Annotated in this window: 14 protein-coding genes; 11 read left to right on the top strand and 3 right to left on the bottom strand. The window is 63.5% G+C overall.

Annotation, left to right across the window (positions count from 1 at the left end; translation table 11 throughout):
* Positions 1-184: 184 nt before the first annotated feature.
* Both J2Y48_RS08585 and J2Y48_RS08580 read right to left on the bottom strand, forming a co-directional pair.
* Entirely contained in the window at positions 185-970 is a 786-nt protein-coding gene (locus tag J2Y48_RS08585) for a TSUP family transporter (protein WP_310415788.1), read from the bottom strand.
* 125 nt (positions 971-1,095) lie between these two features.
* A complete protein-coding gene (locus tag J2Y48_RS08580) occupies positions 1,096-1,599 on the bottom strand; it encodes a cupin domain-containing protein (RefSeq protein ID WP_310415786.1) in 504 nt (167 codons plus the stop codon).
* Positions 1,600-1,817: 218 nt separating this feature from the next.
* On the opposite strand from J2Y48_RS08580, the gene ribH reads away from it, so the two are divergent.
* The 4 genes from ribH (at position 1,818) to J2Y48_RS08560 (ending at position 6,308) form a co-directional block, all read left to right on the top strand.
* Complete coding sequence (ribH, locus tag J2Y48_RS08575; protein ID WP_310415783.1) at positions 1,818-2,279, top strand: 6,7-dimethyl-8-ribityllumazine synthase; 462 nt, start codon at positions 1,818-1,820, stop codon at positions 2,277-2,279.
* Entirely contained in the window at positions 2,276-2,758 is a 483-nt protein-coding gene (gene nusB / locus J2Y48_RS08570; protein WP_310415780.1) for a transcription antitermination factor NusB, read from the top strand. Before ribH ends, nusB begins: the two co-directional genes overlap by 4 nt.
* A 9-nt stretch (positions 2,759-2,767) precedes the next feature.
* Positions 2,768-3,991, top strand: a complete 1,224-nt coding sequence (locus tag J2Y48_RS08565; protein WP_310415777.1) for an MFS transporter — start codon at positions 2,768-2,770, stop codon at positions 3,989-3,991.
* A gap of 181 nt (positions 3,992-4,172) precedes the next feature.
* A complete protein-coding gene (locus J2Y48_RS08560) occupies positions 4,173-6,308 on the top strand; it encodes a sodium-translocating pyrophosphatase (protein ID WP_310415775.1) in 2,136 nt (711 codons plus the stop codon).
* A gap of 70 nt (positions 6,309-6,378) precedes the next feature.
* Here J2Y48_RS08560 and J2Y48_RS08555 read toward each other — a convergent pair whose 3' ends face one another.
* Positions 6,379-6,882, bottom strand: a complete 504-nt coding sequence (locus J2Y48_RS08555) for an outer membrane protein assembly factor BamE (protein ID WP_310416770.1) — start codon at positions 6,880-6,882, stop codon at positions 6,379-6,381.
* Between the two features lie 72 nt (positions 6,883-6,954).
* Here J2Y48_RS08555 and J2Y48_RS08550 point away from each other — a divergent pair, with 72 nt between their 5' ends.
* From J2Y48_RS08550 to J2Y48_RS08520, 7 genes are all read left to right on the top strand, one after another.
* Positions 6,955-7,557: a ubiquinol-cytochrome C chaperone family protein gene (locus J2Y48_RS08550; protein ID WP_310415772.1), complete on the top strand. Its 603-nt coding sequence runs from the start codon at positions 6,955-6,957 to the stop codon at positions 7,555-7,557.
* Between the two features lie 26 nt (positions 7,558-7,583).
* Positions 7,584-8,135 carry a DUF177 domain-containing protein gene (locus tag J2Y48_RS08545; protein WP_310415770.1) on the top strand — a complete coding sequence of 184 codons (552 nt, stop codon included), beginning with the start codon at positions 7,584-7,586 and terminating at the stop codon, positions 8,133-8,135.
* Between the two features lie 101 nt (positions 8,136-8,236).
* Complete coding sequence (gene plsX / locus J2Y48_RS08540) at positions 8,237-9,295, top strand: phosphate acyltransferase PlsX (protein ID WP_310415767.1); 1,059 nt, start codon at positions 8,237-8,239, stop codon at positions 9,293-9,295.
* An 8-nt stretch (positions 9,296-9,303) separates the two neighbouring features.
* Positions 9,304-10,275, top strand: coding sequence for a beta-ketoacyl-ACP synthase III (locus J2Y48_RS08535; RefSeq protein ID WP_310415765.1), 972 nt, complete (start codon positions 9,304-9,306; stop codon positions 10,273-10,275).
* Between the two features lie 105 nt (positions 10,276-10,380).
* Entirely contained in the window at positions 10,381-10,719 is a 339-nt protein-coding gene (locus J2Y48_RS08530; protein WP_310415762.1) for an integration host factor subunit alpha, read from the top strand.
* A gap of 127 nt (positions 10,720-10,846) precedes the next feature.
* Positions 10,847-11,374 carry a MerR family transcriptional regulator gene (locus J2Y48_RS08525; RefSeq protein WP_310415759.1) on the top strand — a complete coding sequence of 176 codons (528 nt, stop codon included), beginning with the start codon at positions 10,847-10,849 and terminating at the stop codon, positions 11,372-11,374.
* 860 nt (positions 11,375-12,234) lie between these two features.
* A partial coding sequence (locus J2Y48_RS08520; RefSeq protein ID WP_310415756.1) for a VCBS domain-containing protein occupies positions 12,235-13,287 on the top strand: 1,053 nt, incomplete at its 3' end.

Genomic DNA, 13,287 nt, shown 5'->3' with positions numbered 1-13,287 from the left:
CATCCCCCTGCCGGGACCTTCTTCTCGCGGGCGGGGAGAAGGGGCAAAACGGCGCCCGTCGCGAAGCAGAGCAAAGCGGCTCCATCGCTCCTTGCCCGCTTGCGGGGAGAGGATGGCCGCAGGCAGGTGAGGGGCGGACGCATCTGCAGGCAGGCCGGTTGTGGGCGGAAATATCTGCCGCAGCCTACCAACCGAGCCACAGCCGCAGCGGGTTCGTGGGATCTGCCATGAGGCGGATCGCCAGCACCGTGCTCGTGACGACCAGGATCGGCTTGATGATCTTCGCGCCCCGTTTCATGGCAAAGCGCGAGCCCACCTGTGCGCCGAAGAACTGGCCGGCGCCCATGACGAAACCGACCTTCCACAACATGGCGCCGTAGGCGAGGAAGACGGCGAAGGCGCCGATGTTGGAGCCGAAGTTCAACAGTTTCGTATGCGCCGTCGCCTTCAGCACGCCGAAGCCCGCGAGCGTCACGAAGGCGAGCATGAAGAACGATCCGGTGCCCGGCCCGAACACGCCGTCGTAGAAGCCGATCAGCGGTACGACAGTGAAGGCGAATGCCAGTTCCGCCAGCCGCCAATGCCGGTCGACGTCGCCGATGTTCGGCTTGAGCGCGAAGTAGAGGGCAATGCCGAGCAGCAGGAGCGGCAGGATCGCCTTCAGCACTTCTCCCGGCAGCACCGTCGCAACAGCGGCGCCGAGGGCCGCGCCGATGGCCGACAAAGCCGCCATCGGCAATTGCCGGCGCAGGTTCACCTGTCCCGCACGCGCATAGGCCAGCGTCGCGGAGCCGGAACCAAACAGCGCCTGCAACTTGTTGGTTCCGAGCGTTTGTAGCGGCGGTATGCCGGCAAGCAGCATGGCCGGAATGGTGATCATGCCGCCCCCGCCGGCGATCGAATCGATGAATCCGGCAATAAAGGCGGCGATGAACAGGAAAAGCAGAACGTGGAGTGCAAGGTCGATCACGGGGCATTCCAGTGGGCAAAGTATTGTCCACCACCTTTGTCAGATGCTGCCGGTAATTGCAAAGGACGGATCAGAAGGAGCCGACCGACGATCGGGAAGGTTCGGATTCTGGCAAATCAATGGCTCTAGGCGCCCGGTTCGCCCTCCCAATAGTCCACTGCGCTTTCAGCCCGTCCGACAAAGCGGAATTGCGCGGGGCCGCCGGCGTCCGGGCGCGTCTTGGCCAGGAACTTGCCGGAGTCCGGGTATTCGCAGATCTCCGTCGCCGCCATCGTCGAGATCGAGAGATACTTGAGCGGCACGTCGCCGGTGTTGATCAGGTGGTGCGCGGTTTCCGGGCCACCGGCCGGGGCGCCGAGCACGTCGCCGGGGCCGACCGGATACCGGTCCTTGCCGAACCGATAGGTGCCGGTTCCTTCGAGGATGATGAAAAGTTCTTCTTCCACGTGATGATTGTGGAACGGACAGCCGGACTTGCCCGGCGGAACCTCGCCATAGCCGATGCCGAGGTTCTTCAGGCCCAGGAGAGCGCCAAAAGAGGCGTCGCGTGACTCGAACAAGTCTCCCTGCGTCCAATGGTCGAGTTGCAGCGATTTCGGATTGACGACTGGCTTTCGAGTTTCGGCCATGGCCTCGGTTCCTTCGCGTGGTTGTGGATTCCCTTCGACGGCAAGTATGCAGGGAGCGGCGTAGATATCCAGCATGGCAACAGCGGCGTAATGCGGGCGACGTGCCGGAATTGAATGAAAATGTCCGAATTTCCTTGCCTTCGTCGCCCCGTCGTGGTTTTACCGCGGCCTCTGCCGCGACGATCCGCGTGCCTCCTCTCACAACGTTCGGGTGACCCATGGCAAATGCTGAAACCCCTCATCTCCTCGTCGTCGAGGCGCGCTTCTATGACGACATGGCCGACGCGCTGCTCGATGGCGCCAAGACCGCCCTCGACGAAGCGGGCGCGACCTACGATGTCGTGACGGTTCCCGGTGCCCTGGAAATCCCGGCGGCGATCTCAATGGCGCTCGACGGCATGGACTATGGTGGAACGGAGTATGATGGTTTCGTTGCGCTCGGCATGGTGATCCGCGGCGAGACGTACCATTTTGACATCGTCGCCAACGAATCCTGCCGCGCCATCATGGATCTGACCGTCAGCGAGGGGCTGCCGATCGGCAATGGCATCCTGACGGTGGAAAACGAGGCGCAGGCCTGGGCGCGCGCCCGCCGCTCGGAAGGCGACAAGGGCGGTTTTGCCGCACGCGCGGCGCTGACCATGATCAAGCTCAAGAAGAAGCTGGGCGGCGAATCGTGACCAAGGGTAAATCGGATCAGCCGGTAAAGCAGGCAAACCAGCGCGGCGCGGCCCGTCTCGCCGCCGTGCAGGCACTTTACCAGATGGATGTCGGTGGCGCCGGCGTGCTCGAGATCGTCGCCGAATACGAGGCGCATCGTCTCGGCCAGGAACTCGACGGCGACACCTATCTCAAGGCGGACGCCTCCTGGTTCCGCTCGGTCGTTTCCGGCGTCGTGCGCGATCAGCGCAAGCTCGACCCGTTGATTGGCGCCGCGCTACAGGACGACTGGGCGTTGTCGCGCCTGGACACCACCGTCCGCGCCATCCTGCGCGCCGGCACTTTCGAGATGCTGGAGCGCAAGGATGTTCCGGTTGCCGTCATCGTCACGGAATATGTCGAGATCGCCAAGGCATTCTTCGAGGACGAGGAGCCGAAGCTCGTCAACGCCGTCCTGGACCGCATCGCCCGCCAGGTGCGCGGCGAAGCAAGGGGATAGGGTGACGGAATGACGGTGGTGGCAGACGGCCTGGAACGCGAACTCTCGTCCGCACGCCGCAACGTCTTTCTGCTGACCATGGCGCAGGCAATCCTTGCCTCCGCCGGGCCGATCGTCTTCTCCATCGGCGGCATTGCCGGCTACGAATTGCTTGGCGAAGACAAGTCGCTGGCCACCGCGCCGCTGACTGGCTTCAATATCGGTGTCTCGCTCGGGGCGATCCTGGTCGCCATCCTGGCCCGTCTGCTGGGGCGCGCTTATGGTTTCGTCGCCGGCGCCGTGATTTCGGCCATCGGCGGACTGACGGCGGCGATTGCGCTTTTCCGCGCCGACTTCTGGATGATGGCGGTGGGCTTCCTGCTGATCGGCATATCCTCGGGGTTCGCCCAGAAGATCCGTTTCGCTGCCGCCGATGCCTCGCCCTCGTTCTACAAGCCGCGCGCGATTTCGTGGATCCTTGCCGGCGGCGTGATTTCCGCGGTGCTCGGCCCGCAACTGGTGATCCTGACCAAGGACCTTTTCGAGCCCGTCCTCTTCGCCGGCGCCTTCGTTGCGATGCTGCCGTTGTCGCTCACGGCGATCGTGCTGTTCCTGCTGCTGCGATTGCCGGACGCCTCGGCGGCAAAAGCCGGGCATGCCGAGCCCGCACGCCCACTTGCGGAAATCGTTTTGACCCAGCGGTTCCTGACGGGCATGATCTGCGGCATATCGAGCTATGCGCTGATGACCTTCATGATGACGGGCGCGCCGCTCGCCATGGTGATCGGCTGCGGCTTTTCGCAAGAGCTCGCCACCCTTGGTATCCAGTGGCATGTGCTGGCGATGTTCGGACCGAGTTTCTTCACCGGCATGCTGATCCAGCGCTTCGGTACGGAGAAGGTGGTCGCTGCCGGGCTGGTGGTGCTGATGGCCTGTGCTGTCATCGCCCATGCCGGCATCGAGCTTTGGAACTTCTGGGGCGCGCTTATCCTTCTGGGCGTCGGCTGGAACTTCGGTTTCATCGGTTCGACGGCGATCGTCGCTTCGAGCTATCGGCCGCACGAGGCCGACAAGGTCCAGGGTTTTCATGACATCGTGCTCTTCGGCACCGTCGCCCTTGCCTCGTTCTCGTCCGGGAAGGTGTTCAGCGCCTATGGGTGGCAGACGATCAACCTCGTGTTCTGGCCCGTCGCGGGCTTCAGCCTCTTCCTCGTCCTGGCGTTAGCCTACCGCGAGCGCACCCGGCGCCGTTGAACCGCCTATACAGCAAAACACACTCTTCCAGCCATTTGCGGCAGGCGGCTTGACGCAAGCGATTCGCACTTGCACTCTCTGCACGTCGTCAACTGCCCGCATGTGAGGAGGCAAGCGGGCCGCTGGCGTTTTTTATGGCCGCAGCGGAACGGAACGCGGCTTCACAGGAGGAAATAGCGAAATGACCATTTTATTGGGCGTTATCGCATGCGGGTTGCTCTCGGTGGCTTATGCCATCTGGGCGACGCGGTCGGTGCTTGCCGCCGATCAGGGGAACGCCCGCATGCAGGAAATTGCAGGCTATATCCGGGAAGGGGCGCAGGCCTACCTGACCCGCCAGTACAAGACCATTGCAGTCGTCGGTGTCGTCGTCTTCATTGCCGCCTGGCTTCTTCTGTCGGCCACCGCTGCCTTCGGCTTTCTGATTGGCGCCGTTCTGTCCGGCGCTGCCGGCTTCATCGGCATGCACGTCTCCGTTCGCGCCAACGTCCGCACGGCCCAGGCCGCTTCGGTCAGCCTGGCCTCCGGCCTCGAGATTGCCTTCAAGTCGGGTGCGATCACCGGCATGCTGGTAGCAGGGCTCGCGCTTCTCGGGGTCTCCATCTACTACTGGATCCTGACGTCGGTGCTCGGCCACGATCCCGCCTCGCGCGAGGTCATCGATTCGCTCGTGTCACTCGGTTTCGGCGCTTCGCTCATCTCGATCTTCGCCCGTCTCGGCGGCGGTATCTTCACCAAGGGTGCGGATGTCGGCGGCGATCTCGTCGGCAAGGTTGAAGCGGGCATTCCCGAGGACGACCCGCGCAATCCGGCCACGATCGCCGACAATGTCGGCGACAACGTCGGCGACTGCGCCGGCATGGCAGCCGACCTGTTCGAGACCTATGCGGTGTCGGTGGTGGCGACGATGGTGCTCGCGGCGATCTTCTTCGGCGGCACGCCGATCCTCGCGACCGCGATGATCTATCCGCTCGCCATTTGCGCGGCCTGCGTCATCACCTCGATCATCGGTACGTTCTTCGTCAAGCTGGGCACGAACAACTCGATCATGGGGGCGCTCTACAAGGGGCTGATCGTCACCGGCCTGCTGTCGATCCTGGGGCTTGCCGCCGCAACGTCGTTGACCGTTGGCTGGGGTTCGCTCGGTACCGCCGGCGGCGTCGAAGTCACCGGCACGAGCCTGTTCATCTGCGGCCTGCTGGGCCTCGTGGTGACGGCGCTGATCGTCGTCATCACCGAGTACTACACCGGCACGAACAAGCGTCCGGTCAACTCGATCGCGCAGGCCTCCGTCACCGGCCACGGCACGAACGTCATCCAGGGGCTCGCCGTTTCGCTGGAATCGACGGCGCTGCCGGCGATCGTCATCGTCGGCGGTATTATCTCCACCTACCAGTTGGCCGGCCTCTTCGGCACGGGTATCGCCGTGACCGCCATGCTCGGCCTTGCCGGCATGATCGTCGCGCTCGACGCCTTCGGACCGGTCACCGACAATGCCGGCGGCATTGCTGAAATGTCCCACCTGCCGCCGGAAGTGCGCAAGTCCACCGATGCGCTCGATGCCGTCGGCAACACCACCAAGGCCGTCACCAAGGGGTATGCGATCGGTTCTGCGGGTCTCGGCGCGCTGGTGTTGTTCGCCGCTTACTCCAACGACTTGTCCTACTTTGCCGCCAACGGCGACAAGTATCCCTACTTCGCCGGCATCGGTGAGATCTCCTTCGATCTCTCCAATCCCTATGTCGTGGCGGGACTGCTGTTCGGCGGGCTGATCCCGTATCTGTTCGGCGGCATCGCGATGACGGCCGTCGGCCGTGCCGCCGGCGCGATCGTCGAGGAGGTGCGCAAGCAATTCAAGGAGAAGCCGGGCATCATGGCCGGCACGGACAAGCCGAACTACGGCCGCGCCGTGGATCTGCTCACCAAGGCGGCGATCCGGGAAATGATCGTGCCGTCGCTGCTGCCGGTATTGGCGCCGCTCGTCGTCTATTTTGGCGTGCTGCTGATCTCCGGCTCGAAGGCCTCGGCCTTCGCGGCGCTGGGCGCCTCGCTCCTGGGCGTCATCGTCAACGGGCTGTTCGTCGCAATTTCGATGACCTCCGGCGGCGGCGCCTGGGACAATGCGAAGAAGAGCTTCGAGGACGGCTTCGTCGACAAGGACGGGCAGCGTCACATGAAGGGCTCGGAGGCCCACAAGGCCTCTGTCACCGGTGATACGGTCGGCGATCCCTACAAGGACACCGCCGGCCCGGCCGTCAACCCGGCGATCAAGATCACCAACATCGTGGCATTGCTGCTGCTGGCCGTTCTGGCTTGAGGCACCGGCACGTCAAATGGAAAGCCGCGGGGCGAAGGTCCCGCGGCCTTTTTGCTCTTCAATCGTCAGGTTATTGCGGGTTGTTCGCGAGGGCGTTGCGGATTGCCGCGTTCGGGTCGCCGCCGCCCTTCAGCAACTGGCCGAGGAAGGTGGTTTCCACGCCTCCGGTCGGCGTTGTGCGCGAAACCATGTCGAACGGTACGCCATCCTGCAGCGCGTAGTTCGCCAGCCGATCCACGTTGCCATCCTTGTTGAAATAGACGGCGAGGATGCTCTGCTCGATGATCTTCGGTTTCATAAATGCGGCCGGGCGCGAGCGCTTCTGCGAGATGTAATAGAAGACCTCGGTGTCAAAGGTGGCTGTCGTCGAAGGTGTCCCGAGCGAGAGCAACACCTGTTCCCGGGACGAACCCACAGGCGCAAGCGCCAGGGTCTGTTCGTCAACGATGTAGCCCTGGTTGAGGACTTCACCTGTCTGGCAGCCGGCGAGGACGCTGGTGGAAAGGGCGAGGGCAATCGTGGCGTTGCGCAGAAAAATCATATCAGTCCTGAAATAGCATCTCTTCAACGACAATCCCCTTGAGGCTAAGATGGCCGGCGAGCCATTGCAATTCGTGCATGCTTCGGTAAACCAGCTTCGGCTGTCATGCAACACGACACCGGCGGCTCGCTCTCCTTCAATCAGCCAAAACTAGGCGTTATGATGATTTTCGGCCTGTTCAGGAAAAAAAACGCCAACCAGCGGATCGTCGAACGCCAATACGCGCTTCTGACGGCGGCAGCCCGCCAGCCGTTTCTCTACGAGGCGCTAGGGGTGCCCGACACGGTGATGGGGCGCTTCGAGATGCTGTCGGGGGTGCTGATCCTTTATTTCCGCCGTACGCGCGCCTCCGCCGCATCGGGACAGGAGATCGCCCAGCAGATCATCGATGCGTTCTTCCAGGATGTCGATCACTCGATCCGCGAACTGGGCATCAGTGACGTCGGCGTGCCGAAACGGATGAAGAAGCTCGCCGGCCGCTTCTACGGCCGGCTCGAGTCCTACGCGGCCGCTCTCGATGCTGGGGATCGTGACGCCCTTGCGCAGGCGTTGCGACGCAATATTCACCCTGATGCAGGGGAAGAGGCCCCCGATATGCAGGAACTCGCACGCTATTTCTTTGCCGCCGAAGCGCACCTGGCGGCACTGGACGAACTGACCATCGAGACCGGAACCGCACAATTGCCAGCCGCGGACCCGACGGACTGACCGGTGCACGTCACCGAGGAAACATCATGAAGCACGACGAAGAGACACCATTTTCCTATTCCGTGAAGGTCGGACACATTTCCGTTAATCCGGTCGAGGTGAAGATCGCCGCCGACGCGGACGAGTGCCGCGCGCTCGCGCGCCAGTGGGACATTCGGGAGGTGCGGTCCTTTTCCGCCGAACTGCAAGTCCGGCGCTGGAAGAAGGACGGCGTCCGGGTGAAGGGCAGGGTGAAGGCCGACATCGTCCAGTCCTGCGTCGTGACGATGGATCCGGTGGAGTCGCAAATCGACGAGCCGGTCGACGCCGTATTTGTTCCCGAGGGCTCCAAGCTTGCCCTGCACCCTGACGTGGAGGGCGGCGAAATGCTGCTCGATCCGGACGGGCCGGACAGTCCGGAGCTCTTTCAAGGAGACACGATCAACGTCGGTGTCGTCGCTGCCGAATACGCGGCGTTGGCGATCGATCCCTATCCACGCAAGGCGGGCGTCGTATTTTCCGGTCACATCGAGCACACCGACGAGGGCGGCAGAAAGCCATCTCCATTTGCTGTATTGAAAGACTGGAAAAAGGACTGAATGGGCATCCATGGCCTGGATAATTCGGTTGTCACCCGGACGAAAAGCGGTATTTTGACCGAAATTCCGCCCTGGGGGCTGGAGAAAAGGACAAGACTCGCGTGGTCAGAATTTCCGTTGATGTCATGGGTGGCGATATCGGCCCACAGGTCGTTATCCCTGGCATAGCCAAGGCACTCGAACGTCATCCCGACATTCATTTTCACCTGTTCGGTATCGAAGAACAATGCCGGCCGTTGCTTGAGCAATACCCCAAGGTCAGGGACGCCAGCACGTTCACCCACTGCGAACTCGCCGTCGGAATGGATGAGAAGCCGAGTCAGGCGCTGCGCCGTGGCCGCGGCAAGTCCTCCATGTGGAAGGCGCTGGACGCGGTTGCAAAGGGGGAGGCGGACGTCGCCGTCTCGGCCGGCAATACCGGCGCGCTGATGGCCATGGCGAAGTTTTGCCTGCGCATGATGGCCAACATCGAACGCCCGGCCATTGCCGGCATCTGGCCGACGCTGCGGGGCGAGAGCATCGTGCTCGACATCGGCGCGACGATCGGCGCGGACGCCAATCAGTTGTTCGACTTCGCACTCATGGGCGGTGCCATGGCGCGCGCGCTGTTCGAGGTCGATCGCCCGACGCTCGGCCTGCTCAATGTCGGCGTCGAGGAAATCAAGGGCCAGGAAGAGGTCAAGGCCGCCGGCCAGCTGATCCGTGAGGCCAATTTTGACACGATCGACTACTATGGCTTCGTCGAAGGCGACGACATCGGCCGCGGCACCGTCGACGTGGTCGTGACGGAAGGCTTTGCCGGCAACATCGCGCTGAAGGCGGCGGAAGGCACCGCGCGACAGATCGCGGAATACCTGCGCGCGGCCATGTCGCGCACGTGGCTGGCAAAGCTCGGCTACATCCTGGCCAAGAGTGCCTTCGACCGTCTGCGGGAGAAGATGGATCCGCGCAAGGTCAACGGCGGGGTGTTTCTCGGTCTGAACGGCATCGTCATCAAGAGCCACGGCGGGACGGACGCGGAGGGCTTTGCTGCGGCGGTCGATGTCGGCTACGACATGGCTCGTAACGGCCTGAAGGAAAAGATCGAAAACGACCTCAAGAGATATCATGCGGACCGACCCGTCGAAGGCGCGGCCAGCAGCATGAGCGACGGGATATAGGAAGACAGATGATCCGTTCAGTGGTTCGCGGCTTCGGGACGGCACTCCCGAAGCGGGTGCTCACAAATCGTGAGCTGGAAAGCATGGTCGACACGTCCGACGAATGGATCGTGCAACGGACCGGCATCCGCCAGCGCTATATCGCCGGCGAAGGGGAAACGACAGCTTCGCTCGGCGAAGCGGCCGCGCGTGCCGCGTTGGACAACGCCGGACTGACCGTCGCCGACATCGACCTGATCATCGTCGCGACGTCGACGCCCGACAACACTTTTCCGGCGACGGCCGTCAACATCCAGAACCGGCTCGGCATGCAGCACGGGTTCGCGTTCGACATGCAGGCTGTCTGCTCCGGCTTCGTCTATGCCGTGACCACGGCGGACGCCTATATCCGTGGCGGTCTGGCGCGGCGCGTGCTGGTCATCGGCGCCGAGACCTTCTCGCGCATCCTCGACTGGACCGATCGCACGACCTGCGTGCTGTTCGGCGACGGCGCCGGCGCCATCGTGCTCGAGGGGCAGCAGGGCGAGGGGACGGTCGCCGACCGCGGCGTGCTGACGGCGCAACTGCGCTCCGATGGCACCCACAAGGACAAGCTCTATGTCGACGGTGGGCCTTCCACCACCGGCACGGTGGGCCACCTGCGGATGGAGGGGCGCGAGGTCTTCAAGCATGCCGTCGGCATGATCACCGACGTGATCGTCGCTTCCTTTGATGCGACGGGGCTTTCGGTCGATGATCTCGACTGGATGGTGCCGCACCAGGCGAATCGCCGCATCATCGACGGCTCGGCGAAGAAGCTCGGCATTCCGCTGGAGAAGGTCGTCGTTACGGTCGATCTGCACGGCAACACCTCTGCTGCGTCGATCCCGCTCGCGCTAGCTGCGGCTGCAAGCGATGGTCGCATCAAGCGCGGCGACCTGGTGCTGCTGGAAGCGATGGGCGGCGGCTTCACCTGGGGCGCGGTGCTCTTGCGCTGGTAGCCGAAATGGGCTCACACCGGACTTCAACGGCGCTTGACCGGCGCGGGCAAGAGAAATAGTCTTGCCTGATAAGCGAACGCTTTCAATAAGAAACGGTGGGAGAAGATGAGCGGCAAAACCGTGACACGCGCAGATTTGGCCGAGTCAGTTTTTCGTAAGGTCGGCCTTTCCAGAACCGAATCGGCGGAACTCGTCGAGACCGTCATCGACGAGATTTGCAACGCTATCGTGCGTGGCGAAAGCGTGAAGCTGTCCTCCTTTGCGACCTTCCAGGTGCGCGACAAGAACGAGCGCATCGGCCGCAACCCCAAAACCGGCGAGGAGGTTCCGATCTCGCCCCGCCGCGTCATGACCTTCAAGGCCTCGAACGTGCTCAAGCAGCGGGTTCTCAAGGCCCACACGGCACGCAAGGCCAAGCAAAAGCAGCAATCGTCGGCGCCATGACCGTTCGCGGCCGTGGATGCTGCGAAATCTTCGCTTGAAAAAGCTGACACAACCCGCTGAAATGCAACGATTCGCTGGCCGGAATCCCGGCTTCTGAGTCGAACCCGTCATTCGGTGAGGTGTACCGATGGAAAAGAGCCCCGACGCCTTCCGCACCATCAGCGAAGTGGCCGACGATCTCGACCTGCCGCAGCATGTGCTTCGTTTCTGGGAGACGCGGTTTTCGCAGATCAAGCCGATGAAGCGCGGCGGCGGACGGCGCTACTATCGCCCCGACGACGTCGAACTGCTCAAGGGCATCCGCCATCTGCTCTACGATCACGGCTACACGATCAAGGGCGTCCAGAAGCTTCTGAAAAACAACGGCAACAAGTTCGTCGCGGCGATCGCCAGCGGCGATCTGGCGACCGTCGAGGCGCTGGCCGCCGCTAGCCAGGACGAGCCGGCCGCGCCGAAGACCGCCGACGACGACCAGATCGTCGGCCGCGCCAAGGCGCCCGCCAGCCGCCGCTTCTTCTCCTTCGTCGGCGGCAGCGACGACGCACCAGAGGTGTCGATCGGCAAGAGCAGCGTCGGCAAGGAAGACCGGGCGCTGTTGCAGGAAGCGCTCTACGACCTCTTGGAGTGCAAGCGCCTGCTGGACCAGGTGCGCTGACGGCCAAAGACCGGTCGCCCGAAAGGGCAGCCGTTTTCAGCCAAGGATAGGCAAAAGCCGCGGCCGCGTCGTCCGGGTGCGAGACCGCGAACGCGTGTTCGGCGCAAATCCCGCCGAGAGATCCCGTGCGTCCAGCCACCGAACGGCCACGGCGGATGCGGCAGTGCCGGGCGCGGTTGCAGCTGTTGGACGGATTTCCGTCCGAATAACTCCAAAATACCCGTCTCCGCCGAACGGCTTTCTCACGCGCAACCGATTGCAGCGGGCGCGTCGGCGCCCCAGACCAGGACGGCCACAGCGGCGATGGCCGCATCACCCGTTCCCCAGCCATCATCCGCCCATTGCGGCGCGCCATTTGCCACGCCCCGCGGACCGATCCGCGATCGCCTGCCCGAAGCCGGTGATCACATCCGTCCGCGGGTCCGGATCGGGCCTGCGCGCCACAGCCGGCCGCGCCGCAGCAGACAACGACGACCGTGCGGATAATGCGAAAGCGGTACAATTCACGAAATAAATTCACCTGCCTCACCCAAATGGGGGAGGCGGAGCCACCAATCCGCCTGTTAACACTTCATTAAGCGCTTCGGAATGGCGGGGAGGATTTCGCAGCGCCGCGGGCGGTTGTCCCGGCCGGCAGGAGTCGGTCCGGGCACCGCGGGCGGCGATCGTCTGTGCGAAGGCAGGGGAGCAAGCGGCGGAATAGCGATCGACAAACGGCGGACCCGTGCGGACCGACTCCGCGCCGGGCAGCGTCAATTCAACCAAAAACATTCACGCGCCCCGGAGGGCAACGGCAAGCCAACCTGGCTCGCCGGGCCTCCGCACGGCGGCAATCTAGGTATAGAGACGGGAGACTTGAAATGAGCATTGATATCACCTCTTCGGCCCAGGCCGGGTCCGTCACCGAAATCGCTGACGGAGTCACAGGCGAGAATATCAACACCCATACGGCAGGCGGCACGGTGACCTTCACCGACGTCGCGGACTTCGACGACCACATGGCGAGTTTCACCGCGCAAGACAGCGGTTACCTCGGCAGCTTCAGCCTCAATGCTGTTGATCAGGGAGCCAATAGCGTCGGTTGGTCGTTCTCGCTCGCCGACGCCGACATCGAGCATCTGGCTGCGGGCCAGACGGTCACCCAGTCCTACGACGTCACCATCAACAACGGCAGCGACGGCACGGTGACGGAGACGATCACCGTCACCATCACCGGCACCAACGACGCGGCGGTGATCACCGGCACGAGCGAGAAGGAACTGACCGAGACGAATGCGGCGCAGAGCATCAGCGGCAAGCTCGACGCCACCGACGTTGACGGTTCGGCGGACTTCGTGGCGCAGACCGAGGTGAACGGCAGCAGCGGCTACGGCACGTTCTCGATCACCGCCGACGGCGCCTGGACCTACACCATGAACGCCGCCCATGACGAGTTCGTCGACGGCCAGGACTACACCGACGAACTCGCCGTGATGACCGCCGACGGCACCGAAAAGATCATCACCGTCACCATCACCGGCAGCAACGACGGTGCGACGATCTCCGGCGACGTGACGGGTGAGATCACCGAGGACGACGCGCCGTCGGTCGGCGGCACGCTCACGGTCGCCGATGCCGATACCGGCGAGGCCGGCTTCCAGGCTGCTGATGCTTCGACGCTTGTCGGTAACTACGGCAGCTTCACCTTCGACGCGGCGACGGGGGCATGGACCTACACGCTCGACGGCCGCGCCCAGGCGCTGAAGGAAGACCAGAGCGTCGACGAGACGCTGGAAGTCGCCTCCATCGACGGCACGACGCAGACGATCACCGTCACCGTCACCGGCAGCAACGACGGTGCGACGATCTCCGGCGACGTGACGGGTGAGATCACCGAGGACGACGCGCCGTCGGTCGGCGGCACGCTCACGGTC

The sequence above is a fragment of the Mycoplana sp. BE70 genome, from assembly GCF_031455855.1.
GTDB lineage: Bacteria > Pseudomonadota > Alphaproteobacteria > Rhizobiales > Rhizobiaceae > Mycoplana.
This window is presented reverse-complemented; position numbering and strand designations above follow the sequence as displayed.